Consider the following 25,424-nt stretch of genomic DNA (forward strand, 5'->3'; position numbering starts at 1 on the left):
GTGCCAGGTTTAAAGACCCTCTTTCAGGGCCGAAAACCGGGTTTTGCCCGCGTTCGCGCACCTCAATCAGGCATAAAATGCCCGCTGATTGTGCAGCTACTCCTTTGGTGTTACCTGCCAGACGCTCTTCACCGTAAGCAGCGCGCGGGCGATATCGACCATGCGCTGGTTCTTGTCCATCGCCATTTTGCGCAGCGTCGTCCACGCCTGTTCTTCACTCATGTTCTGGTGGGTCATCAGCACGCTTTTGGCTTTATCAATGGTTTTGCGCTCCTCAAGCGTATCGCGCAGCGACGCGAGCTGGCGGGAAAGCTGCTCTATCTCTCGTGCCTGCTGGCGAACCAGGGTCAGCAGCGGTTTATCCGGGTAGTGCGCCAGCGGATCGTCCTGTTCATCCCCGGGAAGCGGGTATGCCTCGTCGCGCTGAATACGCTCATCCACCGCGACCATCAGATCGGCGATGATCGTCTCCTCCAGCGCGCGCAGATGCTCCAGCCGCGCCGTTTGCAGCGCAAACCAGGCGAGTGCGGTATGGCCATTGTCTGCGGCAGGCTGTCGGGTACAGGCCACGCGCCGGAGCTGCTCCGTCTCACGATCGGGCTGACAATTAAGGGAGAACGAAGTCTGCACGTCGGCCTGGCTGTGGGAGAGAAAGATCTCAAAGCAGGCCTGCTGCCCGTCAATGCGGTCAACCAGCCGCTGGCGGGTCACATCATCGAAAAAGCCCTGCGTGAAGCCAATCGCCCCCAGGGCCCGCTCTTGTCCCGCCAGCTCTTTCCCCTGCATCAGGCTATATAGCGCGACGAAACGGCCCGCGATTTGCGGGTCGTCAATGCTGTCATTAAGCTGCGGTACGATACTAAGCAGGTGGCGCAGCATGCGGGAGTAGTGCTCCATTGCCTGCGGAGCCGTCAGCGTTTGCCGATTTACACCGTCGCGCAGCGCGGGAAGCGTCTCCAGCGTGAGCAGCGCATTGCCGATACGTTCGCAAACGGCGCTTCCCGGAAAGGCGGACTGTTTTCCAAGAATCTCGTTCACTGCAGCAAGGTTTTCGTCCACCAGCGCCCGGCTGGCTTTGCATTCAGGCGCATAGAGCTTACCCTGTGAGCAGAGCCAGACGTTAGATGCGCCGCGCTCGCACTGGAGCATATGCACCAGCTGGCTAATGCCGCGCACCAGCACGTTCAGCTGCGCCAGCCTGCTGAGCTGCTCCCGGCGCATCCGCCTTGCGCGCTGGAGCCATTCGGTTGCACCTGGCGAAATGCCGGCCATTAATGTCATGCTTACTCTCCCGGACAGCGAAACTCCGGGGAAATTAAGCAATATTCGTGCCTTTATAAGAACAGGAGTCAACATGCAGAAGATTGTGATCGTCGCCAACGGTGCGGCCTACGGCAGCGAATCCCTTTTCAACAGCCTGCGCCTGGCGATCGCGCTACGCGAAAAAGAGAGCGACCTGGTATTGCGGATATTTTTAATGTCCGACGCCGTCACCGCCGGGCTGAAGGGTCAAAAACCAGCGGAAGGCTACAACATTCAGCAGATGCTGGAGATCCTGACCGCGCAGGACGTGCCGGTAAAACTCTGTAAGACCTGCACCGACGGGCGCGGCATTACCGGGCTGCCGCTGATCGAGGGCGTAGAAATCGGTACGCTGGTTGAACTGGCCGAATGGACGCTGACCGCGGATAAAGTATTAACTTTTTAATAATAAACCCGTAAAAATATTATTTTCTTATGGACGCGGTTTCAGCATCAAGTTTACCTGCGGGGTTGCCGATAGGCATGGAAACAACACAGCAGGTATTTCACTTATGTTCAGATCCATTCGCGCACGCATTATCGCCGCGACGACAGGCTGCCTCGTCGTCGCCCTTCTTCTCAATACCGTAATTAACTTCCAGGTCACGCGCCAGGATAACCAGCAGTCCCAGCGCGATATTCTGACCAGCACCAGCGCCAGCCACAACATGGCGATTGCCGACTGGGTCAAAAGCAAAATGACGGTGATTACCTCCGCGCAGAGCATCGCGCTGGCTGACGATCCGGTTCCGGCGTTTAAGCAGCTTGCCCAGGCGGGGGGGTTCACCAACGTTTACGTGGGCTACGCCAGCAAGACGGCGAAATTCTCCGACCCGACAGGCGTCCCGGCGGATTATGACCCCACCGTTCGTCCCTGGTATCAACAGGTGGTGAGCACGGACGGCCCGGTGGTAACGGCCCCCTACGTTGATGCCGGGACCGGGAAGCTGGTGGTCACGTTTGCCGTGCCGGTGAAGGAGAATGGCGCTCTGAAAGCGGTGGTGGCGGGCGATGTCGCCATGGATAGCGTGGTGGCGAACGTGCGCGGGATCCACCCCACGCCGGCCAGCAGCGGGTTGCTTCTGAACAGCGACGGCACGGTGATTGCCGCCAACGAGCCGGCCCTGACGCTGAAGCCGTTTGCCGAGACGATCAAAGGCATCGACCTTGCGGCGCTGAAGAGCGGTAACCCGGTCGACGGAACGCTGAATGACGAGGAAAAAACCTTTATCGCCTCAGCCGTGCCGGGCACGAACTGGCTCCTGGTCGTCGCCCTCGACAGCAGCGATGCCACCTCCGGCATGCATTCCCTGCTGAAAGCGTCGGCGATTTCGCTGGTGATCCTCGCACTCCTGAGCGGCGCCATTGTTCACGTCCTGATTGCCCGCCTGCTGAAGCGCCTGTCCGACATTCGCGACGCGATGCACAACATTGCCAACGGCACTAACGATCTGTCCCAGCGCCTGCCGGACAGCGGCGATGACGAAGTGGCGCAAATTGCGCAGGCGTTTAACGCCTTCAGCGATAAGCTCTCGGTGGTAATGGTTCAGCTCCGCGACGCCAGCGCCTCGGTGAAAAACGCCGCGCAGGAGATTGCGGCAGGTAACCAGGATCTCTCCGGACGTACCGAGCAGGCGGCATCCAGCCTTCGCGAAACCGCCAGCGCCGTGGAAGAGATCACCGCCTCCGTCACCCAGTCGAATGAATCGGCAGCAGAAGCCAACGATCAGGCCAGCAAGGCCTCTGCGGCCGCAGCGCGCGGCGGTGAAGTGGTTTCGCAGGCCATCAGCACCATGCAGTCCATCGAAGTGGCGTCCGCTAAGATTGGCGATATCACCAGCGTAATCGACGGCATCGCCTTTCAGACCAACATTCTGGCGCTGAACGCCTCCGTCGAGGCGGCGCGTGCCGGTGAGCAGGGCCGCGGGTTCGCCGTGGTTGCCGGTGAAGTGCGGAACCTCGCCAGCCGCAGCGCCCAGGCGGCGAAAGAGATCAAATCGCTTATCGACTCCACCACCGACAGCGTGGCCACCGGCTCGCGCTACGTGCATCTGGCCGGGGAAAGCATGGATGAGATCCGCTCCAGCATCGGCAGCGTCTCCGGCATCATGCGCGAGATCTCGATTGCCACCAGCGAGCAGATGAAAGGCATTCATGAGATTAACCACGCGGTGACCCATCTCGACAGAATGGTGCAGCAGAATGCCGAGCTGGTGGTGCAGTCCGCCGCGGCCGCCAGCGCATTGCAAAGCCAGGCGGGCGACCTTGCTGAAACCGCCGGCCATTTCCGCATTTAATTTTCTTCAGGCGCGCGTTAAACAGGGTAAACGCGCGTCAGCTGAAAGGTTTCAGGGATTTTGTCATTTTTGTTTAATCGTTATGCCATTTTTTGATCAAAATCAGCATCCCTTGCTCCCCGCTTTGGTGTTATGCAATGAGTATTTTGTGAACAACATCACGCTCGGGATGGGCAAAATCGACGGGGTAGAAAATGGCACTGGTGAAAACAAGTTTGAAACTGTTTGGCGGGGATACGGTGGTGGTGCGTTGCTCAGAGCGCTGTCGTATTCATCTGATGAGTGCGAAAGCACAGAAACAATCCCAGGCGGATATTCTGACCGTGCAGGATGACAAGGCGTGGCTTACCGTGCCGTATACCGGCACGTGGGATGTGCTGATCGACAGCCACAGCCAGTCGCTGGAGCATTCGGTCAGCTACGTGGCAGCGTAATTTAAACGCCCGGCTCGCCGGGCGTATTCTCAGGCAAAACCCGGTCGCAGCGTGCTGTTGAGCGGGTTCCCTTCCAGCAGCGCCTTCACTTTCACCACCAGCTCATTCAGACAATCGTCCTGCATGCCGAGGCGGGTCAGCTCCTGATCGAGGGAGAAGAGATATTGCGCGTTGGTGCCAAGCGGCCCGCTGGCGGCGGCGATTAACGGGGCAATTACCTGCGTGCGGGTGTCCGCTTCATACAGCGGGTGGCGCGGATCCATAATAAACACCAGCGCGTTAACGGTGCGCCCGTCGTCGAGCTCCAGCTTGCACCAGCTCGGCATATAGCAGCCGGTGATCATCTCGCGCTTCCAGAGCAGCGTCAGCTCCTCTTCGAGCGTGGCATCCGGAAGGCGATACGCGACGCCCGTGGTGCGTCCGCCCTCTTTTAGTGCAAGCATGCGCCCTGGCTGACAGGCGCTGCCGCGTCCGGCCGTCAGGCGCAGGCAAAATGCGCGATGCCAGCCGGGCAGCGTGCCGGTTGCAGATTCAACAAATTCGAGAGCCGGGTTCCACATCAGTGAACCGTAGCCAAAAATCCATACCGGGCCATCATCCGGGCGGCAGGCAAGCGTAGCAGCGAGCGATGCCGCACGTTGTTCAGCTGACCAGAGAAGCGATTCCTCAATAGCACCAAATGCCGTCTTACAATCTGCCTTCATTAAGAAATCACGCGTTAACACTTTACACCTCCGCCACTGCATGCTTCCTTGCGACATCTGTAATTCGCCTTCCCGGCATTCTGTGCTGGTCATTTTGCCAGCAGTCAAATTACGATAAGCAATTAGCGGACCAGTTGCAATACAACGGAAGTTCAACCGCCTGAAAAGTCAAAATGAAGGCAGCGAATAATTTCACGGCTATTTCTTTTTATGCCATTTATCATCGTCTCCTTTCTCATAGTCATGTTTTACTGCGGCCCAGGCGACCTTGTGTGCCGTCTCTTCCCGGCTGGCATCATCCCGCCGATCGTCTTTATCTTTGTACTGATCCCAGGCGCTGTTAAACGCTTCTTTGTAGATATCCTGCGCGTGTTCGGGCAGGACGTTTTTCACGTTATCGGGTAATTCGCGTTTCGTTTTATATGGCATCACTAACCTCTCTTTTGCCTAAAGAGTTAAGTGTGGACGACGATACGCCGGTGTGCCAGCCGGTCATAAACAATGAGCGAATGAATTCCATAATTCATTGTTATTAAATATATATTTAAAAGAAATATCTTATTATAGGCATTAAACAAGAAAACCATAACAAAGGGTAAAATTAAGTAAAAAATAAAGGTTATTTAACAGATTTCTGTTAATTTATTGCCCTTAAAATCTATCTATAATTACAAGCACCTGCATTGATGGAGAAGCACATGACAGCAACACACGAGGCGGTAAAGACCCGCCACAAGGAGACGTCTCTCATTTTCCCGGTTCTGGCACTGGCTGTGCTGCTCTTCTGGGGAAGCAGTCAGTCACTGCCAGTGGTGGTTGGTATCAATATTCTTGCCCTGGTGGGCATTTTAACCAGCGCGTTTAGCGTCGTTCGCCATGCGGACGTATTAGCCCACCGCCTGGGCGAGCCTTACGGCTCTTTAATTCTCAGCCTTTCCGTCGTTATTCTCGAAGTCAGCCTGATTTCCGCGTTGATGGCAACCGGCGATGCCGCCCCGACCCTGATGCGCGATACGCTTTACTCCATCATTATGATTGTGACGGGCGGCCTGGTAGGCTTCTCTCTGTTACTGGGCGGACGCAAATTTGCGACCCAGTACATGAATCTTTTCGGCATTAAACAGTACCTGATCGCCCTATTCCCGCTGGCCATCATCGTACTGGTCTTCCCGATGGCGCTGCCGGGTGCAAATTTCTCCACCGGCCAGTCGCTGCTGGTCGCGCTGATTTCCGCCGCCATGTACGGCGTATTCCTGCTCATTCAGACCAAAACGCACCAGAGCCTGTTTGTGTATGAGCATGAAGACGACAGCGACGACGATGACCCGCACCACGGCAAGCCGTCGGCCCACAGCAGCGCGTGGCACACGGTTTGGCTGATCGTGCATCTGATTGCGGTGATTGCCGTCACCAAGATGAACGCCAACCCGCTGGAGACGCTGTTAACCGAGCTGAACGCGCCGGTGGCCTTTACCGGTTTCCTGGTGGCGCTGCTGATCCTGTCCCCTGAGGGTTTAGGTGCGCTGAAGGCGGTGCTGAACAATCAGGTGCAGCGTGCGATGAATCTGTTCTTCGGCTCCGTGCTGGCGACCATTTCACTCACCGTGCCGGTGGTGACGCTGATTGCCTTTATGACCGGTAATGAGCTGCAGTTTGCGCTGGGCGCGCCGGAGATGATTGTGATGGTGGCCTCGCTGCTGCTGTGCCAGATTTCATTCTCCACTGGCCGCACCAATGTCCTGAACGGCGCGGCGCATATGGCGCTGTTTGTAGCGTATTTGATGACGATCTTTGCGTAGTCTTTTTGCCCAGCGGCGCTTCGCTTACCCGGCAATATGTCCCATAAAAAAACCCGCCGAAGCGGGTTTTTTTATTAGTTGCTGGTATCCAGCTCGTCGAAGCTTTTCACCAGATCGTCAATCGCTTTGATCTGCTTCAGGAACGGCTCCAGCTTATCCAGAGGCAGCGCGGATGGGCCATCGCATTTCGCGTTAGCCGGATCCGGGTGCGCTTCAATGAACAGACCTGCCAGGCCGGTCGCCATACCGGCGCGCGCCAGCTCGGTCACCTGAGCACGACGGCCGCCAGAGGCTGCACCAAACGGGTCGCGGCACTGCAGCGCGTGGGTCACGTCAAAGATCACCGGCGACTGGTTAGAAACGTTCTTCATCACGCTGAAGCCCAGCATGTCCACAACCAGGTTGTCGTAACCGAAGTTAGCGCCACGGTCGCACAGAATAATCTTGTCGTTACCGCCTTCGATAAACTTATCGACGATGTTACCCATCTGGCCAGGACTCACGAACTGCGGTTTTTTCACGTTGATCACGGCACCGGTTTTCGCCATCGCGGCAACCAGGTCGGTCTGACGCGCCAGGAACGCCGGAAGCTGGATTACGTCTACCACGTCTGCCACAGGCTGCGCCTGCCAGGACTCATGCACGTCGGTGATCACTTTCACGCCAAACGTCTGCTTCAGCTCCTGGAAAATTTTCATCCCCTCTTCCAGGCCAGGGCCACGGTAAGAGTTGATGGAGGAGCGGTTGGCTTTGTCAAAAGAGGCTTTAAACACGTACGGAATGCCCAGCTTCTGGGTCACGGTCACGTAGTGCTCGCAGATACGCATGGCGAGATCGCGGGATTCCAGCACGTTCATACCGCCAAACAGCACGAACGGCAGGTCGTTTGCTACCTTGATATCACCAATGCTAACCACTTTTTGTTTCATAGGATCGCCTTATTCAGGTGTGAATCGGAATTAAGATTAATGCAGTGTAATTTGTTTGTGCGAGATCGCGTTGATCTGCGCGCGAATCATTTCGCTAATCGGATCTTCCGGGCACTGCTCGACGAAATAGCTCAGATCGTTCAGCGCCACGTGCTCGCAGTCGAGCTGGGCATAGATAAGCCCGCGGTCGCGAATTTCGTAAGGATCTTCCGGATTAAACTGCAACAGCACTTCACTGGCACGCAAGGCCAGCTCCATCTGACGCTCTTCCATCAGCGCTGACTTCAGCGTATCCAGCAGCTTGCGAATGACTTCGGCGTTGTCGGCTTCGTCGAGATCTTCGTTAAAGAGCTCGGCCACCGGGCTGATGTTGCCTTTCAGCCAGACGTCCAGCGTATGCTCGTCCAGCGTGTCGCCGTTAAACGGATTAATGAGCCACATCTCACCGTCCAGCCACTCCGCACGCAGGATCATCTGCGTCGGGAAAATGACCGGCACCAGCGGAATATCCAGGCGGTGCGCAACCCACAGCAAAATAGAGCCCAGCGCAACGGCGCTGCCCTGACGATTTTTTAAGACCTGGTCCAGCCATAATGCGTCAGACAGGCGATACACGCCACGCGTGTCGCAGAAACCCCATTCGCCGTAGAAAAGCTCCAGAAGCTTCTCTAATTGCCAGTCCTGCGGGCGCGCCTGATTGATCTCTTCACGCGCCAGGCTGACCAGATTCTCCAGCTCATCGTAAACGTACTGCGACGTAAAATCGTCGCGTATCATCTCCGAAATCAGGATCATACCATCGCAAAGCGGCACTTTATTAAATTCGAAATCGGCTAAGGACCTCATGACTTACCCCAGTAACGACTGAGCGAACAATGACGCTCAGGCGCGATAAAACTCAAAACGATGTAGATGATAACGCCAAACTGCCTTTCAGTCAGCCTTACGCCTTTATCAGTAAATGGCAGATACCCGGCACTCAAGACCACTGCCCCAGCGTCAGGCGTTCGTTGCCGCCGTAGTCGCGGCAGGTTTCGACAGCGGCGTAGCCTGCCTGGGTAAACAGTGCCCGCACGGATTCTCCCTGCGTCCAGCCATGCTCCACAAGCAGCCAGCCGCCGGGAAGCAAATGCTCCCGTGACGTTGTCACAATGTGATCAAGATCGGCTAATCCCGCGTTGGCGGCCACAAGCGCCGTCAGCGGTTCGAAGCGAACATCTCCCTGCGCAAGGTGCGGATCATGTTCGTCAATGTAAGGAGGATTGCTGACAATCATCGCAAATGAGCGGTTCTCCAGCGCGGCAAACCAGCTGCTTTGCAGCACCGTTACGTTGCTGAGCCTGAGACGTTCCACATTACGCAGCGCCAGCGCCACCGCGTCGGACATCACATCCACTGCCGTTACATCGCAGTCAGGCCGCTCGCTGGCCAGCGCCAGCGCGATAGCACCGGTGCCAGTACCGAGATCGAGAATGCGGCAGGCCGCTGCGGGTAAACGTGCCAGCGCCTGCTCAACCAGACACTCGGTATCCGGACGCGGGATCAGCGTCGCCGCCGATACGTAAAGCGGTAGCGACCAGAATTCGCGCTCACCGACAAGGTGGGCCACCGGCTCGCCGTTTTTACGGCGGGCAAGCAGCGCGGCGAGCCGTGCTTCCTGCTCTGCGGTCAGCTCAGTTTCGCCGAATGCCAGCAGGTACGTGCGGGCTTTACCCGTCACATGCTCAAGCAGAATTTCGGCATCGCGCTTCGGGCTTTCGCTTTTGCAAAGCTCAGCGGCCGCCTCGCGTAACCAGCGCTGAAAATCCATTATTCCTGCTCGGACAGCGCCGCCAACTGGTCGGCCTGGTATTCCTGCACGATAGGCTCAATCAGCATATCCAGCTTGCCTTCCATCACTTCATCCAGACGATACAGCGTCAGGTTAATGCGGTGGTCGGTCACGCGCCCCTGAGGAAAGTTGTAGGTGCGGTTACGGTCACTGCGATCGCCGCTGCCCAGCAGGTTACGACGCGTAGAGGCTTCCGCCTGCTGACGCTTCGCCATTTCCGCCGCGTGGATGCGCGCGCCCAGCACGGACAACGCTTTGGCTTTGTTTTTGTGCTGCGAACGTTCGTCCTGACACTCCACCACGATGCCGGTCGGCAGGTGGGTAATACGGATGGCGGAGTCGGTGGTGTTAACGTGCTGACCGCCCGCCCCGGAGGAGCGGAAGGTGTCGATGCGCAGGTCCGCCGGGTTGATGTCCGGCAGTTCCGCTTCCGGCAGCTCCGGCATCACCGCCACCGTACAGGCGGAGGTATGAATACGGCCCTGAGATTCGGTGGCCGGAACGCGCTGCACGCGGTGACCGCCGGATTCAAACTTCAGACGTCCGTACACGCCGTCGCCGCTGATCTTGGCGATAACCTCTTTGTAGCCGCCATGTTCGCCTTCGTTGGCGCTCATGATCTCCACGCGCCAGCGGCGCGATTCGGCGTAGCGGCTGTACATGCGGAACAGATCCCCGGCAAAGAGCGCCGCTTCGTCACCGCCGGTACCGGCGCGCACTTCGACAAACGCGTTACGTTCATCGTCCGGATCTTTCGGCAGGAGCAGCACCTGAAGCTGCTGCTCCATCTCTTCGGAACGCGCTTTTGCATCCTGCAGCTCTTCCTGCGCCATCTCGCGCATCTCAGGATCGTCGAGCATCATCTGCGCGGTTTCAATATCTTCCTGAACCTGTCGCCAGTCGGTAAAGCATTTTGATACATCACTCAACTGCGCATATTCACGCGAAAGCGCGCGAAAACGTTCCTGGTCTGCGATAGTCCCGGCATCGCCGAGCAGCGCCTGTACTTCTTCATGGCGCTCGTGCAGAGCTTCCAGTTTAGCGACGATAGAAGGCTTCATAGGCGTAAGTGCACCTTGTCTTAGAAAATGGGTATAGGGCGCTATTCCAGCCCGAGGCTGTTGCGCAGAATAGTCAGGCGTTCATCATCCCCGTCACGGGCAGCCTGTTGAAGAGATTTGGTTGGCGCATGGATCAGGCGGTTGGTCAGCTTCCACGCCAGATCCTGCATAATCGCCTGCGCGTCGCCGCCCTGTTCCAGGGCCGCTAACGCTTTGGCAGTCAGGTCATCACGCACCTGCTCCGCCTGTCCGCGATACTCGCGGATGGTCTCGCTGACGCTTTGCGCGCGCAGCCAGGCCATAAATTCGCTGGTTTCCTGCTCAACAATGGTTTCCGCCTGCACCGCCGCCGCTTTACGCTGGGCAAGGTTGTGCGAAATAATGCTTTGCAGGTCATCCACGCTGTAAAGATAGGCGTTAGCCAGCTTGCCAACCTCTGGCTCAACATCGCGCGGAACGGCGATATCCACCAGCAGCATTGGCTGATTACGGCGGGATTTCAGCGCACGTTCCACCATCCCTTTACCGATGATCGGCAGCGGGCTGGCGGTAGAGCTGATAATAATGTCCGCCTCTTTCAGACGTTCATCAATATCGCTCAGCGCAACCACCTCGGCACCCACTTCGTCCGCCAGCACCTGCGCGCGTTCGCGGGTGCGGTTCGCGATAATCATCTTTTTCACTTTATGCTCGCGCAGATGGCGCGCCACAAGCTCGATGGTTTCGCCCGCGCCTACCAGCATCACGGTGACGGTCGACAGGGATTCAAAGATTTGCCGTGCAAGGGTACAGGCCGCGAAAGCAACAGAAACCGCACTGGCACCAATGTCGGTTTCGGTTCGCACACGCTTCGCCACCGAGAAGGATTTCTGGAACATACGCTCCAGCTCGCTGGCCTTGAGATGCCCTTTCTGGGAATCTGCGAAGGCTTTTTTTACCTGGCCGAGGATCTGCGGCTCGCCCAGCACCAGCGAATCCAGACCGCTGGCGACGCGCATCAGATGGCTGACCGCATCGTTATCCTGATGCCAGTACAGGCTGTTGCGCAGCTCGTCTTCATTGAGATTGTGGTAGTCACATAGCCAGCGGATCAGCGCGTCGTGCAGGTTATCCTGCTCTTCCACGCTCAAATACAACTCGGTACGGTTGCACGTCGAAAGCACCACGCCACCCTGCACCATCGGCTGTGCAAGCAGGCTGTCCAGCGCCAGGTCAAGCGTATCCGGCGAAAACGTAACGCGTTCTCGCAGCGAAACCGGGGCCGTTTTGTGGTTGATGCCGAGTGCTAATAGGGTCATGTTGAGCGGGAGTAGTACCAGCGTTAATAAGGTTAGCAGGACGCATCATACAGGATGCGCGAGATCAATAAAAGAGACCGCCTCCTTTCGGAGTAATAGGTTACTCAACGCTTTGAGATAATTTGAACGTAGACGGTAGCACTGCGGGGCGCTAGCATTAACAGTTATAACTGCAACGTATCTCAAGGATTTGTCCTCATTATGACCCGACTGATTCGCCTGCTGCCGCTGGCAGCACTGGTTCTGACCGCCTGTACTGTCACCCAACCAAAAGGCCCGGGCAAAAGCCCTGATTCACCGCAGTGGCGTCAGCACGAGCAGGACGTCCTTAATTTGAAGCAGTACCAGACGCGCGGCGCCTTCGCGTATCTCTCTGACGAACAAAAGGTTTATGCCCGCTTCTTCTGGCAGCAAACGGGGCAGGACAACTATCGCCTGCTGCTGCTGAACCCGCTTGGCAGCACCGAGCTGGAGCTTATCGCCAAACCGGGCGAAGCGCAGATCACCGATAACAAAGGCCAGCACTATACGGCGACCGATGCCGAAGAGATGATTGGCAAGCTGACCGGGATGCCAATTCCACTGAACAGCCTGCGCCAGTGGATCCTCGGCCTGCCGGGCGAAGCGACCGACTATACGCTTGACGATCAATACCGTCTTAGCCAGGTCAACTACACCCAGAACGGCAAAACCTGGAAAGTGGTGTACAGCGCCTATGACAGCAAGAGTAAACCTTCGCTGCCATCAAACATGGAGCTGACCCAGGGCAGCCAGCGCATCAAGCTGAAAATGGACAACTGGATCGTTAAATGATGACCCACTGGCCTTCTCCGGCAAAACTGAACCTGTTTTTATACATCACCGGCCAGCGTGCTGACGGCTATCACACTCTGCAGACGCTGTTTCAGTTTATTGACTATGGCGACACGATTGCCATCGAGCCGCGTCAGGATGGACAGATTTGCCTGCTGACGCCGGTCGACGGCGTGGCGCATGAGGACAACCTGATCGTCCGCGCCGCGCGCCTGCTGATGAAAGCCGCCGCGGAATCGGGCCGTCTGCCGGCGGGAAGCGGTGCAGATATCCGCATTGAGAAGCGTCTGCCGATGGGTGGCGGTCTCGGCGGGGGCTCATCCAACGCCGCCACCGTGCTGGTTGCGCTGAACCACCTCTGGGGCTGCGGGCTGTCGCAGGACGAACTGGCAGGCCTGGGCTTAACGCTGGGCGCAGATGTCCCTGTGTTTGTTCGCGGCCACGCGGCCTTTGCCGAGGGCGTGGGTGAGATCCTCTCCCCGGTCAACCCGCCGGAGAAATGGTATCTGGTTGCCCACCCCGGCGTGAGCATTCCGACCCCGGTCATCTTTAAAGATCCTGACCTGAAAAGAAATACCCCGGTACGGTCAATAGAAACGTTATTAAATTGTGAATTCAGCAACGATTGCGAGGATATCGCAAGAAAACGTTTTCGCGAGGTTGATGCGGTGCTTTCCTGGCTGTTAGAATACGCGCCGTCGCGCCTGACCGGTACAGGGGCCTGTGTCTTTGCTGAATTTGACACCGAATCCGCCGCCCGTCAGGTGCTTGAGCAAGCGCCGGATTGGCTGCATGGTTTTGTAGCGCGCGGGATGAACACCTCCCCCCTACAGCAGGCCATTCTGGCGCAGACTGAGTTTCGGTGACAACGTCACCCTGTTCCAGACGTTGCATCGCGCTCTTTAATACACCGCCTGGATAGCCTTCGCTTAGGCCCCGCAGTTTGCGGCGAACGCTATCCACCACTGGACGCATGCCTGAGGTTCTTCTCGTGCCTGATATGAAGCTTTTTGCTGGTAACGCCACCCCGGAACTAGCACAACGTATTGCCAACCGCCTGTACACTTCCCTCGGCGACGCCGCCGTAGGTCGCTTTAGCGACGGCGAAGTCAGCGTACAAATCAACGAAAATGTACGCGGTGGTGATATTTTCATCATCCAGTCCACCTGTGCTCCAACAAACGACAACCTGATGGAACTGGTTGTTATGGTCGACGCCCTGCGTCGCGCTTCCGCAGGCCGTATCACTGCTGTTATCCCTTACTTTGGTTATGCCCGCCAGGACCGTCGCGTCCGTTCCGCGCGTGTGCCCATCACCGCAAAAGTTGTCGCTGACTTCCTGTCCAGCGTCGGCGTTGACCGCGTACTGACCGTTGACCTGCACGCAGAGCAGATCCAGGGCTTCTTCGACGTCCCGGTTGATAACGTATTCGGCAGCCCAATCCTGCTGGAAGACATGCTGCAGCTGAACCTGGACAACCCAATTGTGGTTTCTCCGGACATCGGCGGCGTGGTACGTGCCCGTGCTATCGCTAAGCTGCTGAACGATACCGACATGGCGATCATCGACAAGCGTCGTCCGCGCGCTAACGTTTCTCAGGTGATGCACATCATCGGTGACGTGGCTGGCCGCGACTGCGTGCTGGTTGACGACATGATCGATACCGGCGGTACGCTGTGTAAAGCCGCTGAAGCGCTGAAAGAGCGCGGTGCCAAGCGCGTGTTCGCTTACGCGACCCACCCGATCTTCTCCGGTAATGCCGTGAACAACCTGCGCAACTCCGTCATTGACGAAGTTGTGGTATGCGATACCATCCCACTGAGCGACGAGATCAAGGCACTGCCAAACGTGCGTACCCTGACCCTGTCCGGGATGCTGGCCGAAGCGATTCGTCGTATCAGCAACGAAGAATCCATTTCTGCAATGTTCGAACACTAATCGAACACGGCCAAAAAACCCGCTGCGGCGGGTTTTTTTGTCTCTGGGTTTTATTTGTATGATTAATGCCTCCTTCACCTGCCATTCACATGACAGATGATGCGCACACGGATGATAGATAATTGTGAAAAACGTAGCCTCCTCACATGTTCTGCCCTTTCGCGCCCTCATCGACGCCTGCTGGAAAGAGAAGTACACCTCGTCACGCTTTATCCGTGACCTGATTGCCGGGATCACCGTCGGGATTATTGCCATCCCGCTGGCGATGGCGCTGGCGATTGGCAGCGGCGTTGCGCCACAGTACGGTCTGTATACCTCGGCCGTTGCCGGGATTGTTATTGCCCTGACGGGCGGCTCGCGCTTCAGCGTCTCCGGCCCGACCGCCGCCTTTGTGGTGATCCTCTACCCGGTTTCACAACAGTTTGGTCTGGCAGGCCTGCTGGTTGCCACCCTGATGTCCGGCGTCTTTTTGATTCTGTTCGGTCTGGCCCGTTTTGGTCGCCTGATTGAATACATTCCCCTTTCCGTGACGCTGGGGTTCACCTCGGGGATTGGGATCACCATCGGAACCATGCAGATTAAGGATTTCCTCGGTCTGCAAATGACCCACGTCCCGGAGCACTATTTACAGAAAGTGGGCGCGCTGTTTATGGCGCTGCCGACTGCGAACCTCGGCGACGCCGCCATCGGAATAGTCACCCTGGGGACGCTGATCGTCTGGCCTCGCCTCGGTATTCGCCTGCCGGGCCATCTGCCCGCCCTGCTGCTGGGCTGCGCGGTGATGGCTATCGTCAATATGTTCGGCGGTCATGTCGCGACTATCGGCTCGCAGTTCCACTATGTTCTGGCGGACGGTTCGCAGGGTAACGGCATTCCGCAGCTGCTGCCGCAGCTGGTGCTACCGTGGGATATGCCTGGTTCGAGCTTCACCCTGAGCTGGGATTCCCTTCGCGCCCTGCTGCCCGCCGCGTTCTCTATGGCGATGCTGGGAGCGATTGAATCCCTGCTGTGCGCCGTGGTGCTCGACGGCATGACCGGCACCAAGCACAAAGCCAACAGCGAACTGGTCGGTCAGGGCTTAGGCAACCTCATCGCACCATTCTTTGGCGGTATTACCGCCACGGCAGCCATCGCCCGTTCTGCGGCAAACGTGCGCGCAGGTGCGACCTCCCCCGTTTCAGCGGTTATCCACTCCCTGCTGGTGATTCTGGCGCTGCTGATCCTTGCCCCGCTGCTCTCCTGGCTGCCGCTTTCCGCCATGGCCGCCCTGCTGCTGATGGTGGCCTGGAACATGAGCGAGGCGCATAAGGTGGTGAACCTGCTGCGTCGCGCGCCGAAAGACGACATCATCGTGATGCTGATCTGCATGTCGCTGACCGTGCTGTTCGATATGGTTATCGCCATCAGCGTCGGGATCGTGCTTGCGTCCCTGCTATTTATGCGCCGCATCGCGCAGATGACGCGCCTCACGCCGGTTAACGTGGAGGTGCCTGAAGATGTGCTGGTGCTGCGCGTGATTGGCCCGCTATTCTTTGCCGCGGCGGAAGGATTGTTCAGCGATCTGGAGTCCCGCATCGCGGGGAAACGGGTTGTGGTGCTGAAGTGGGATGCCGTCCCGGTTCTGGATGCCGGTGGTCTGGATGCCTTCCAGCGCTTTGTTGCACGTCTGCCGGAAGGCTGCGAGCTGCGGGTCAGCAACCTGGAATTCCAGCCCCTGCGCACCATGGCGCGTGCGGGCGTGCAGCCGATCCCTGGCCGCCTTGCCTTTTATCCTAACCGTGAAGCCGCGTTAGCGGATCTATGAGTTACCTGATGCAGAGAAACGTCTCTGCATCATCACCCCGATCGCCTGCTGGAGCCATGCAAGCACGGCAGGCGTCATCCAGGTTCCTTTCATCAGATGCGGCTCCTGCTGCATAGCCGTACGAAACTTTTGCTGGGTCTCGGGGTTGGTGCCTGCGTAGGACTGGAACAATGCCAGCCAGTTTTCAGCCAGCTTTTGCGCCTCCTTCGAGTCAGGAGCGATATTGTCCCGCTGCGCCTGATGCAGTTTCGCCACCAGCGGCGGCCACTCCATCATGCGGTCAAAATAATGTGCCCGGGTAAAGGCCATCTCTTCGGCAGTGAGATACTTCTCCCATATCCTGAGCTTAGATTCCGCAAACGCCCGCGTGATGTAATCTGTCATCTCCGGGGTGATGCCGGTCTGCGCCTGCATCTGTGGCTCTACGCTGTGCATCTCGTTCAGCCGGGTGAGAAACTCCGGCTTGCCCGCCGTGTCCTGTTCAAGACGTTCCATCCAGCGGGTCGCCAGATCCATCGCCCGCGTGTCAGTAACGGGTATATCCTGTTCCAGCAGCGCGTTAGCCTCTGCCACCAGCCCTGACCAGATAGCCGCCAGCGCATCCTTCTGTACCGCAAACGGCAACTGCTGTAACTCTTCTTTGCTAAACCAGCGATCGTACATATTCATTAACTCCAGAGTCTGTAGCCAGGACTCCAGATCCGGCGTCGCATCGTCGGTAAGCCCGGTACGCAGCTCCACCAGCCGGTCGCGCAGCGTGTGTATGCTGCGCAGCTGTTTATCCAGCAGCGTGATTTGCGCATCGAGTAGCTCGGTCAACGACAGCGACTCCTTTTCCAGAAAATCCCTGATTTCAGCAAGTTCCAGCCCCGCTTTTGCCAGCGCCTGGATCATGTGCAGACGCTGGACGTCCGCCAGGTTGTAAAGCCGGTAACCTGCCGCGCTTCTGGCAGAAGGCAGCAACAGCCCTGTTTGCTCGTAGTGATGCAATGTCCGCACGGTGATACCGGCTCGTTTCGCCAGCTCACCCACCTGAATCAACATAACTGCTCCTTTTTACTTTGCCAGTGCCACCACTCTGGAGCCTTACGTTACGTGAGGGTCAATATGCTATGCAAAAAAAACGACTCCGGATGGAGTCGTTTCGATGTTCTTAATCAGGCACTAGCTGTGCTTATGCTGGTCACGACGACAGCGTTTGTCGTAGTGGCGCACCCACCAGTATTTATCGCAGACTTCCTCATGTCCGCTTACGCGCGCCCCGGCGAGCCACAATACTGCACCGAGGAAGATGCTCAATACCGCGCCATGCGCGAAGTATTGTGGGAGATCAAGCTGCGGCAGTTGGTTTAAAATGGAATAACCTACGCCGACTACCATCACGAACAGTCCCAACCCCATTAGCACGTTACCGAGCATCGAAGCGTTTTTGCGTTTCATATGTCACCTCCGGAACTTTGGGTTGTCAGGGGAAAAGCCCCTAATCCTTGTGTGTAAAGTATAGACAACGCCCCTTTTATGAGTTGCGTGAATGATCACAATTACGGATAACGCACAAACAAAAGTTTACAAATAAGGCGTTGAACAGCTTGAAATTCTAATTGTTCAGATGAGTAATTATTCGAATTTCGCCGGGATAACCGCAGAATTTTGTCAAGCGGCGCGCCAGACAGTAAACTACGCGCCAGATCTGGAACCCATTAGGAATTGAATCGTGACGATTAAACTGATTGTCGGCCTCGCCAACCCGGGCGCGGAGTATGCGGCCACCCGCCACAACGCCGGAGCCTGGTACGTCGATCTGCTGGCCGAACGGTTACGTGCTCCCCTGCGTGAAGAACCTAAATTCTTCGGCTACACCTCACGTATCAACCTTGCAGGCGCGGATGTTCGCCTGCTGGTGCCGACCACCTTTATGAACCTGAGCGGTAAAGCGGTGGCGGCGATGGCAACGTTTTATCGCATCAACCCGGATGAAATTCTGGTGGCTCACGATGAGCTGGATCTCCCGCCTGGCGTAGCAAAATTCAAGCTGGGCGGCGGACACGGCGGTCACAACGGTCTTAAAGACATCATCAGCAAGTTGGGCAATAACCCGAATTTCCACCGTTTGCGCGTGGGAATCGGCCATCCGGGCGATAAAAACAAAGTTATCGGTTTCGTGCTCGGTAAACCCCCGGTTTCCGAACAAAAACTGATTGACGAGGCGGTAGACGAAGCGGCACGCTGCACTGAAATCTGGCTGCAAGACGGCTTAACCAAAGCGACAAATCGCTTACACGCTTTCAAAGCGCAATAATCCGCCCGATACGGCTTTTTTACCGCGCGTCATGCGGGTTACGTGTATAATAGGCGTAGTTATTTACTTTTCATCAATCGGTTATCGTTAACGGATTGATTATCAAGATATTAAGGTGATTTAGAAATGGGATTCAAATGCGGTATCGTCGGTCTGCCAAACGTGGGCAAATCCACCCTGTTTAACGCGCTTACCAAAGCGGGTATCGAAGCGGCGAACTTCCCGTTCTGTACCATCGAACCGAACACCGGCGTGGTGCCAATGCCGGACCCGCGTCTGGACCAGCTTGCGGAAATCGTGAAGCCGCAGCGCATTCTGCCAACCACCATGGAGTTCGTGGACATCGCGGGCCTGGTGAAGGGTGCCTCCAAAGGCGAAGGTTTGGGTAACCAGTTCCTGACCAACATCCGTGAAACTGAAGCGATCGGCCACGTTGTGCGCTGCTTCGAGAACGACAACATCATCCACGTTAATAACAAAGTGGATCCGGCTGACGATATCGACGTCATCAACACCGAGCTGGCGCTCTCTGACCTCGACACCTGCGAACGCGCCATTCACCGCGTGCAGAAGAAAGCGAAAGGCGGCGATAAGGATGCGAAAGCGGAACTGGCTGCGCTGGAAAAATGCCTGCCACAGCTGGAAAATGCCGGCATGCTGCGCGCGCTGAAAAACCTGACTGACGAAGACAAAGCGGCGATCAAATACCTGAGCTTCCTGACCCTGAAGCCAACCATGTACATCGCCAACGTTAACGAAGACGGTTTTGAGAACAACCCGTACCTGGACAAAGTCCGTGAAATCGCCGCGGCGGAAGGTTCTGTGGTTGTGGCGGTTTGCGCAGCCGTTGAGTCCGATATCGCCGAGCTGGACGACGCCGACCGTGAAGAGTTCATGGCCGAACTGGGTCTGGAAGAGCCGGGCCTGAACCGCGTGATCCGCGCAGGCTATGAGCTGCTGAACCTGCAGACCTACTTCACCGCTGGCGTTAAAGAAGTGCGTGCGTGGACGATTCCTGTGGGTGCGACTGCGCCTCAGGCGGCCGGTAAGATCCACACCGACTTCGAGAAGGGCTTTATTCGTGCGCAGACTATCGCGTTTGAAGACTTCATTACCTATAAGGGTGAGCAAGGAGCGAAAGAAGCAGGCAAGATGCGTGCGGAAGGGAAAGATTACATCGTTAAAGATGGCGACGTGATGAACTTCTTGTTTAACGTTTGATTTGTTTTGAATGAAAAAAATCCACGCCAAAGCGTGGATTTTTTTCGAGATAAATTTCCCTGATAGTATTAATTTAAAAAATACCTTCTTTGAGAGGATGATCTTTTATTCCTCCCCAAGGGTCATCTAGCAAAAACTTAGCAGCAATAGCTTCTTTTGCCGGTACAAGAGTGAAATTATAGTAAATTTCATCTCCTTCACAAATCTCATAAAAGAGTGAATAAACTTTTTCGTTCACATCTATATTTAAATCGAATTTCTCAGTTGCAGAAGCGATTTGCAGCTTATCTTTATCCGTAATGAAAAATGGCACAACAATACAGCGCTGAGCATTTTCATCCATTTTGAAAGCATTATCTTTCTTGATATTGACGTTTGCTCCAAACGCGTCCTCTGGTAATGGATCGAATATAACATAATCCTTGTGGAGAACAGCACCTTGAGAAACATTGCCTTTTCCGCACTGACTCAGTTTTTCGTCATAATCTCGGGATCGTATCACTATTTGACTATGCGAAATCAGCAGATCAACTATTTGTAGTTTTTTATCATTCATTACACTACCTCGACTTTTATTATCGTTCTAACTGGAAGTTCTGATAAAAGTTTACCAATACTTGAACCTGTACTACAGTTACTGCCCTTCGCTATCCGTCATTCGCTCCGACGTGCCGTTGGGCAAACAGTGGAATCAGAAGATCTCCGTCGCTTCAAGGCTGACAATACGGGGCAGCAAACTTTATTATTTGGATAGCTATGGCTAAGAATATGATGAGCCTCATATTTAGTGTTATGATTGTATTAAGCCACAAAAGCCTTACTTTAAAATGGCTTTATCAGATTCTAATAAGATGGCGCCATTCTTGTTATCACTTTTTTATCCAAGTCTAAAGAATAATGCCAATCATACCAACCATTTATTTTTTCCGAAAAGGAGCAGACAATCAAAACCTCTTTTTTATCGTTTAATGTCAAATAAGAAAAAGACGCACCTTCTGGAGGCGTAAATGTTGAAAGCAAAGTCCCATCAATATTTAAAACAGTTAATAACATCGGTAAGGGTAATGGTTTACTCAATACAAAAATGATTTTTCTCTTTTCATCTATCATTGCCAGATCTAAATCATCTATACCGATAGTGACTTTGTGTGTATTATATATCCAATGCAATTCATTTTTTTCTTTATTACAGATAAAATTATTAATCATGTTAATCTCATTTCATAAATTAGGGCTTGAGCAACGACTCGTCAATAACTTCCAAATAATTCATGCGTTCTGCAGGTGGCACAGCCATTTCGACTTGTGAACCGCCACCAGGCAGATATACATTCGCACCTTTATCAACTTGAGGTCCAACCGCACCAATTTTAACTGGTAATGGTTTCTTAACTTCATAAGTTATTACTCTATCAATATCCGGTTTCCATTCCATCTTCACAGCGAGCTCATTTCTAACATATGAAGCATTAGGAATATCGTCAAATGTAGCAAACCCTCCAGGTCTCGTCGCTGGCTGGCCTGGAGATACGGCCATTTTTACTCGAGTCCCTGGGACTAATGTTGCATCTAAAGGAGGCTCATTTAATGGCCAAGGCGATTGTTCATTAACTAATTTTTTATAAGCAGAAGCCGCTTCAGTTGATGATTTGAAACGACCTTTATGCTGCCGCTGAAAATCATTCCAAGTATTAGTTCGCCCACATCGTAAGCCTAATGGATCTGCCCACCCCAGCGCATTCGGCGCATACTGGTAAAGGTTTATCCCCCCCGCCAGCCCTATCGGGTCCTGCTGCGTAAACCTTCCGCAATCCGGGTCATAATACCGGAACAGATTGTAGTGCAGCCCTGTCTCACGGTCCAGGTATTGCCCCTGCATACGCAGGTTCTGAGAATATCCTGATACTTGCGTCTCGCTTTCCCGCAGCAGCTTGCCCCAGGCGCTGTTGACCCCTTCCCAGCGCACCTGCCCTTCGCTATCCGTCATCCGCTCCGGCGTGCCGTTGGGCTGGCAGTGGAACCAGAAGATCTCCAGGTCATCAGCGCCGTCAATACGCGCCAGCGGATCGTAGCTGTCCTGATCGCTGTAGACGTAGGTCAGCGGTACATCCCCGTGAACTTCCTGCAGCAGGCGGAACCCTTCCCAGACAAACCGCGTGGTGACCGGTTTACCGGTTGGCTGGCCGCCCAGCATCTGGCGGCGCGTTTTGCTGATGCGTCGCCCGAGCGGATCGTAGCGGAAGCTGACCTGCGTCTGCGGCCTGTTGCGGTCCCGCGGCTGGCTGATGACTTCCGTCAGGCGGTGTTCGCCATCGTAACGGTAGTACCAGCGGGTCTGGCCGTTATCTTTCTCCACGGTGCGTCCGTGGACGTCATAGCGCCAGCGAATGCCGTTCAGTTGCGTCAGGCGGTTATGCGTGACCTTCTCAGCAGAGTCTTCGAGGGGGTTACCCGCCGCATCCCAGCGCCACTGCTCCTGGCCGGGCAGCGTGCCGTCCTGAACGAGCAGACGCCCGGCGCTGTCGTACTGCCAGCGGTACCAGCTGAACGGGTTATCGTCCCGCTCTTCCCTCACCAGGTTATTGCGATAGTCGTAATCCCAGCGGCGGGACCAGCGGCGCGGCGACGGGCGCTGGGCATTGCCGGTAAAGACGTCCCTGCGATGCAGTCGGCCAAGACGATCGTATTCGCTGCGGGTGGTCAGCAGCCCCTGGGTGCGGCTTGTTTCGCGGTGGAGTTCGTCACGGGTAAAGTCGGAGACCGACAACTTGTCAAGGGCGATGCTGAGCAGATGTCCGCTGCCGTAGTAGAACTGTTTCAGCTCGCGGCCATCGGGCAGCGTGACGGAAGTGCGGTTGCCCAGCGCATCATATCCCCACGCCAGCTCACCATGCTCGCTCGCTTCGCGCGTAACGCGCCCGAGCGCGTCATACTCAAACACAAGCTCCTGCTCTGCCTCGGTGGTCCACGCGTCGGCTGAAAGCGCCGGATGCAGCCCAATGCGGCTTAACAGCCCGGACGGCGTGTAGTGGTAGCGGGTCTGCCCTTCTGGCGTGGTGCGGGCGACCAGCTGGCCGCTCGCGCTCCAGGCGAAGGCGTGGGTGATGGCCTCCGGATGGCCGGCGGCATACGTGCGCGCTATCGTGCGTCCGCAGGCGTCATAGCGATACTGCGAGGCCACGCCATCAAGCCCTACCTCTTCCAGCAGCAGCGAGTCAGCGCCCCAGCGGAACTGGTACGCTTCGCCGTTTTCGTTTTCCAGGGCAATCAGACGCCCGCGGCTGTCCCAGCGGCGACGGACCTCTTCACCCTGCGTATTACGGGTGGCGGTTAAGCGCCCCGCCTCATCGTATCTGAACTCACTTTCTTTCCCGTCGGCGCCCGCGTGCCTCACCGGCAGGCCACGTTCGTTCCATTTAAGCGACTCAGTCCAGCCTTCCGGGCGATCGAGCTGCACCGGGCGCCCTGCGGCGTCGTAGCGGTAGCGCGTCTCTTCACCGTCGGCGCTAATCTCTGCCACCAGCCAGCCCAGCGGGTGATAGCGATAGCGGGTAATACGCCCGGAACAGTCCGTCGAACGCACAACCTGCCCGGCCTCGTTGTACTCCTGGTAGCGGCTGTTTCCGGCGGCATCGACCTCTTCAACGACCTGGCCGAACTCGTCCCGGCGCAGCTGCGTCGTCTGCCCCAGCGGATCCAGCACGCGCTTCAGCCCGTGGTGTTCGTCGTACCAGAAGCGGGTGGCGCTGCCGTCGGCTTCGATAATGGCCGAGGGAAGCGCGCGGTGCTCCAGCCAGGTGGTGGTGCGGGTATTGCCGTCGGCGTCGGTCTCCTGAACCCGGTTGCCCATTTCGTCGTAGACGAAGGTGACGGCATTGCCGAGCGGATCGATACGGCGCGTCAGAAGCTCGTTATCGTCCCACTCGTAGCGCCAGTTTTCACCGCGCTCGTCGACGTAGCGCACAATCAGATTCTGTGCGTTCCAGTAGTGGCGTCGCGTCTGGCCGTCGTAGTGCTCGACGGTCGTCAGCCCCGCGTCTAAATCGTAGCTAAAGCGGCAGCCATCGCCGGTGCTGGTGCGGTTTTCCACCACGCGCCAGTGGTCGAATTTTTGCCAGCGGTATTCGCTCTCCAGCCCCCCCGGCAAGCGGTGCCAGACCATCAGGCCGTGGTCGTTGTAACGGTATTCACGCGTCACCACGCCGGAGGCATCCGTCGCGCTCGCCAGCTGGCCGCGCGCATCGTAGCCCCACTGCATCAGCGGCCAGGTTTGGTTGCCGTCGAAATGGCTGGCTGCGGTAACCCGCTGCGGGAAACGTTCATCCTCATAGCGCAGGGTGACGTCGATAGCCCGCGGCTCGTCGTGAAGACCAACCAGCCTGCCGTGCTCGTCCCACGCCGTCAGCAGCGCGTTGCCGTATTCGTCGCTGAGGGAGGCCAGACGCAGGATAGAAGGATTCGCGCGGGTCGGTTTGTACAGACGCCACACCGCGCCGTCATCGTCGGCAATCGCCACGTCGCCGCTCTCATTGCGGCGGATAATGATGCCTTCGCTGATGCTGTAAAACGCCTGGTCGACAGGCGGCAGTTCAAAGCTCAGCTCGCGCCCGGTTTCATCGAACCAGGTCGCATTGTTATCTTCCAGCGTCAGATAGCTGTCAAAGGTTGTAGCCCAGCCCAGACCGAACAGCCCTTCGCGGGTGGTCAGGCTGTTATAGCTGCGCTGCCAGCGCAACGGAAAGCGCCCCGGCAGCGAGAAATCGAGCTCGTCGTCGTCATTCAGCACCTTCACGCCGGTGGCGGCGTGAACCGGGTGCGAGGAGCCAAACACGGCATTCACCGCCATATCCGCCAGCATCCCACCGCCTGCCGCCGCCAGCGCGCAGGGCATGTTTTTCAGGATCTTGCCCGGACGCCCGCGCAGCAGGGAGAGCGCAATCATCCCCAGCGCCAGACCCGGCGTTTTACCGCTTTTGATATCGCGGACCGTGAGCGTGTCCCCGCCGATGATCACGTTAGGAGAGACATCGTCGGAAACGGTGCCTTCGCAGGTGGTGCGATCTTTCGCTCGCACCGCAGGCTGGCCGTTGATGAAGACGCTTTTGGAGCCTTCCGCCAGATACTGCGGCCCGGAGTGTTTTTCACACGCCACCTTGTCTTCTTCCAGCGGCGAGGTTCCCGCAGCGGCAGAGGCCACGCTCGGCTGCCACATTTCGCTGCCAAACTGTCCGGCGGCGGAAAGCAGCATGCCCGCGTAATCGGCAAAGCTGCCCGGCGACTGCGGCTCAGGGGGCGGGGTATCGGCGGGCGTGAGCGTGCCTGCCGCGCGCGCGGCAGGGATTGCGTTGGTCAGAACGTTGTTCGAACCGGTGGTGATTTTGCCCGCAGGCGACGGCGGGAAAAGCGCATTACCTAACCCTTCCGCGGCGTTACTGATATCGTCTGTGATCCCCGCCACGTTCGCCAGCACGCCGCCAATGATGCCGCTTAACAGACAACTGGATCCAATTGCTGCCACGCCCGCGGCGGCGGCTCCGGCACCGAGGAGTGGCGCGGCCGCCGTAGCCGCCAGCCCTACCGCCGCGCCAATCACCGCATAGGCGGCACCTTCCGCCACAATGCTGGTGATGTCAGCAAAAATGCTGGAGTGAATAATCTCGTCGCCCTTACGGGCCGCGTTGTTATCGCTCATG

Annotated in this window: 23 protein-coding genes and 1 pseudogene; 10 read left to right on the plus strand and 14 right to left on the minus strand. The window is 56.7% G+C overall.

Annotation, left to right across the window (positions count from 1 at the left end):
- Positions 1-96 precede the first annotated feature (96 nt).
- Positions 97-1,281: a nitrate regulatory protein NasR gene (gene nasR / locus IB212_RS12765; RefSeq protein WP_041909579.1), complete on the minus strand. Its 1,185-nt coding sequence runs from the start codon at positions 1,279-1,281 to the stop codon at positions 97-99.
- Positions 1,282-1,354: 73 nt separating this feature from the next.
- Here nasR and IB212_RS12770 point away from each other — a divergent pair, with 73 nt between their 5' ends.
- The 3 genes from IB212_RS12770 to IB212_RS12780 all read left to right on the plus strand — a co-directional run bounded on the left by IB212_RS12770 (position 1,355) and on the right by IB212_RS12780 (position 4,033).
- Positions 1,355-1,708, plus strand: coding sequence for a DsrE/DsrF/TusD sulfur relay family protein (locus IB212_RS12770; protein WP_028013455.1), 354 nt, complete (start codon positions 1,355-1,357; stop codon positions 1,706-1,708).
- Between the two features lie 106 nt (positions 1,709-1,814).
- Positions 1,815-3,599, plus strand: coding sequence for a methyl-accepting chemotaxis protein (locus IB212_RS12775; RefSeq protein ID WP_041909577.1), 1,785 nt, complete (start codon positions 1,815-1,817; stop codon positions 3,597-3,599).
- Between the two features lie 194 nt (positions 3,600-3,793).
- Positions 3,794-4,033 (plus strand): DUF1883 domain-containing protein, encoded by a 240-nt coding sequence (locus IB212_RS12780; RefSeq protein WP_013096243.1) that lies wholly within the window; start codon positions 3,794-3,796, stop codon positions 4,031-4,033.
- 29 nt (positions 4,034-4,062) lie between these two features.
- On the opposite strand, the gene IB212_RS12785 is transcribed toward IB212_RS12780, so the two are convergent.
- Together IB212_RS12785 and chaB are read right to left on the minus strand one after the other, a co-directional pair.
- Positions 4,063-4,758: a gamma-glutamylcyclotransferase gene (locus tag IB212_RS12785; protein ID WP_028013457.1), complete on the minus strand. Its 696-nt coding sequence runs from the start codon at positions 4,756-4,758 to the stop codon at positions 4,063-4,065.
- Between the two features lie 177 nt (positions 4,759-4,935).
- Complete coding sequence (gene chaB, locus IB212_RS12790) at positions 4,936-5,166, minus strand: putative cation transport regulator ChaB (RefSeq protein ID WP_014884191.1); 231 nt, start codon at positions 5,164-5,166, stop codon at positions 4,936-4,938.
- Positions 5,167-5,435: 269 nt separating this feature from the next.
- On the opposite strand from chaB, the gene chaA reads away from it, so the two are divergent.
- Positions 5,436-6,536 (plus strand): sodium-potassium/proton antiporter ChaA, encoded by a 1,101-nt coding sequence (chaA, locus tag IB212_RS12795; RefSeq protein WP_041909576.1) that lies wholly within the window; start codon positions 5,436-5,438, stop codon positions 6,534-6,536.
- Positions 6,537-6,610: 74 nt separating this feature from the next.
- Here chaA and kdsA read toward each other — a convergent pair whose 3' ends face one another.
- The 6 genes and pseudogenes from kdsA to hemA form a co-directional block, all read right to left on the minus strand.
- On the minus strand, positions 6,611-7,465 hold the full coding sequence (gene kdsA, locus IB212_RS12800; protein ID WP_028013459.1) for a 3-deoxy-8-phosphooctulonate synthase: 855 nt from the start codon (positions 7,463-7,465) through the stop codon (positions 6,611-6,613).
- A 36-nt stretch (positions 7,466-7,501) separates the two neighbouring features.
- Positions 7,502-8,311 (minus strand): invasion regulator SirB1, encoded by an 810-nt coding sequence (gene sirB1, locus IB212_RS12805; protein WP_028013460.1) that lies wholly within the window; start codon positions 8,309-8,311, stop codon positions 7,502-7,504.
- 41 nt (positions 8,312-8,352) lie between these two features.
- Positions 8,353-8,442: pseudogene (locus IB212_RS12810) on the minus strand (siroheme synthase); the annotation flags it as partial.
- A 2-nt stretch (positions 8,443-8,444) separates the two neighbouring features.
- Positions 8,445-9,275 (minus strand): peptide chain release factor N(5)-glutamine methyltransferase, encoded by an 831-nt coding sequence (gene prmC / locus IB212_RS12815; RefSeq protein WP_041909574.1) that lies wholly within the window; start codon positions 9,273-9,275, stop codon positions 8,445-8,447.
- On the minus strand, positions 9,275-10,357 hold the full coding sequence (prfA, locus tag IB212_RS12820) for a peptide chain release factor 1 (RefSeq protein ID WP_021240360.1): 1,083 nt from the start codon (positions 10,355-10,357) through the stop codon (positions 9,275-9,277). Before prfA ends, prmC begins: the two co-directional genes overlap by 1 nt.
- Positions 10,358-10,398: 41 nt before the next feature.
- Positions 10,399-11,655 carry a glutamyl-tRNA reductase gene (gene hemA, locus IB212_RS12825; RefSeq protein ID WP_021240361.1) on the minus strand — a complete coding sequence of 419 codons (1,257 nt, stop codon included), beginning with the start codon at positions 11,653-11,655 and terminating at the stop codon, positions 10,399-10,401.
- 201 nt (positions 11,656-11,856) lie between these two features.
- Here hemA and lolB point away from each other — a divergent pair, with 201 nt between their 5' ends.
- The 4 genes from lolB to dauA all read left to right on the plus strand — a co-directional run bounded on the left by lolB (position 11,857) and on the right by dauA (position 16,211).
- Positions 11,857-12,468, plus strand: a complete 612-nt coding sequence (lolB, locus tag IB212_RS12830) for a lipoprotein insertase outer membrane protein LolB (protein ID WP_041909571.1) — start codon at positions 11,857-11,859, stop codon at positions 12,466-12,468.
- Positions 12,465-13,334, plus strand: coding sequence for a 4-(cytidine 5'-diphospho)-2-C-methyl-D-erythritol kinase (gene ispE / locus IB212_RS12835; RefSeq protein ID WP_041909569.1), 870 nt, complete (start codon positions 12,465-12,467; stop codon positions 13,332-13,334). Before lolB ends, ispE begins: the two co-directional genes overlap by 4 nt.
- Before the next feature lie 125 nt (positions 13,335-13,459).
- Entirely contained in the window at positions 13,460-14,407 is a 948-nt protein-coding gene (prs, locus tag IB212_RS12840) for a ribose-phosphate diphosphokinase (protein WP_003856663.1), read from the plus strand.
- Between the two features lie 124 nt (positions 14,408-14,531).
- A complete protein-coding gene (dauA, locus tag IB212_RS12845; protein WP_041909568.1) occupies positions 14,532-16,211 on the plus strand; it encodes a C4-dicarboxylic acid transporter DauA in 1,680 nt (559 codons plus the stop codon).
- Here dauA and IB212_RS12850 read toward each other — a convergent pair.
- Both IB212_RS12850 and ychH read right to left on the minus strand, forming a co-directional pair.
- Complete coding sequence (locus IB212_RS12850; RefSeq protein ID WP_041909567.1) at positions 16,206-17,255, minus strand: MerR family transcriptional regulator; 1,050 nt, start codon at positions 17,253-17,255, stop codon at positions 16,206-16,208. The genes dauA and IB212_RS12850 overlap by 6 nt on opposite strands.
- Positions 17,256-17,375: 120 nt before the next feature.
- Entirely contained in the window at positions 17,376-17,651 is a 276-nt protein-coding gene (gene ychH, locus IB212_RS12855) for a stress-induced protein YchH (protein ID WP_028013466.1), read from the minus strand.
- A 274-nt stretch (positions 17,652-17,925) separates the two neighbouring features.
- On the opposite strand from ychH, the gene pth reads away from it, so the two are divergent.
- A complete protein-coding gene (gene pth, locus IB212_RS12860) occupies positions 17,926-18,510 on the plus strand; it encodes an aminoacyl-tRNA hydrolase (RefSeq protein WP_041909566.1) in 585 nt (194 codons plus the stop codon).
- Between the two features lie 126 nt (positions 18,511-18,636).
- Entirely contained in the window at positions 18,637-19,731 is a 1,095-nt protein-coding gene (gene ychF, locus IB212_RS12865; RefSeq protein ID WP_003856650.1) for a redox-regulated ATPase YchF, read from the plus strand.
- Positions 19,732-19,804: 73 nt separating this feature from the next.
- Here the strand turns inward: ychF and comJ are convergent, their stop codons facing one another.
- From comJ to IB212_RS12880, 3 genes are all read right to left on the minus strand, one after another.
- Positions 19,805-20,287: a competence protein ComJ gene (gene comJ / locus IB212_RS12870; RefSeq protein ID WP_041909565.1), complete on the minus strand. Its 483-nt coding sequence runs from the start codon at positions 20,285-20,287 to the stop codon at positions 19,805-19,807.
- Between the two features lie 287 nt (positions 20,288-20,574).
- Positions 20,575-20,940, minus strand: coding sequence for a hypothetical protein (locus IB212_RS12875; RefSeq protein WP_071993716.1), 366 nt, complete (start codon positions 20,938-20,940; stop codon positions 20,575-20,577).
- Positions 20,941-20,959: 19 nt separating this feature from the next.
- Complete coding sequence (locus IB212_RS12880) at positions 20,960-25,423, minus strand: RHS repeat-associated core domain-containing protein (protein ID WP_041909564.1); 4,464 nt, start codon at positions 25,421-25,423, stop codon at positions 20,960-20,962.
- Between the last annotated feature and the right edge of the window lies 1 nt (position 25,424).

Source organism: Enterobacter sp. E12, from assembly GCF_014596715.2.
GTDB classification, from domain to species: domain Bacteria; phylum Pseudomonadota; class Gammaproteobacteria; order Enterobacterales; family Enterobacteriaceae; genus Enterobacter; species Enterobacter bugandensis.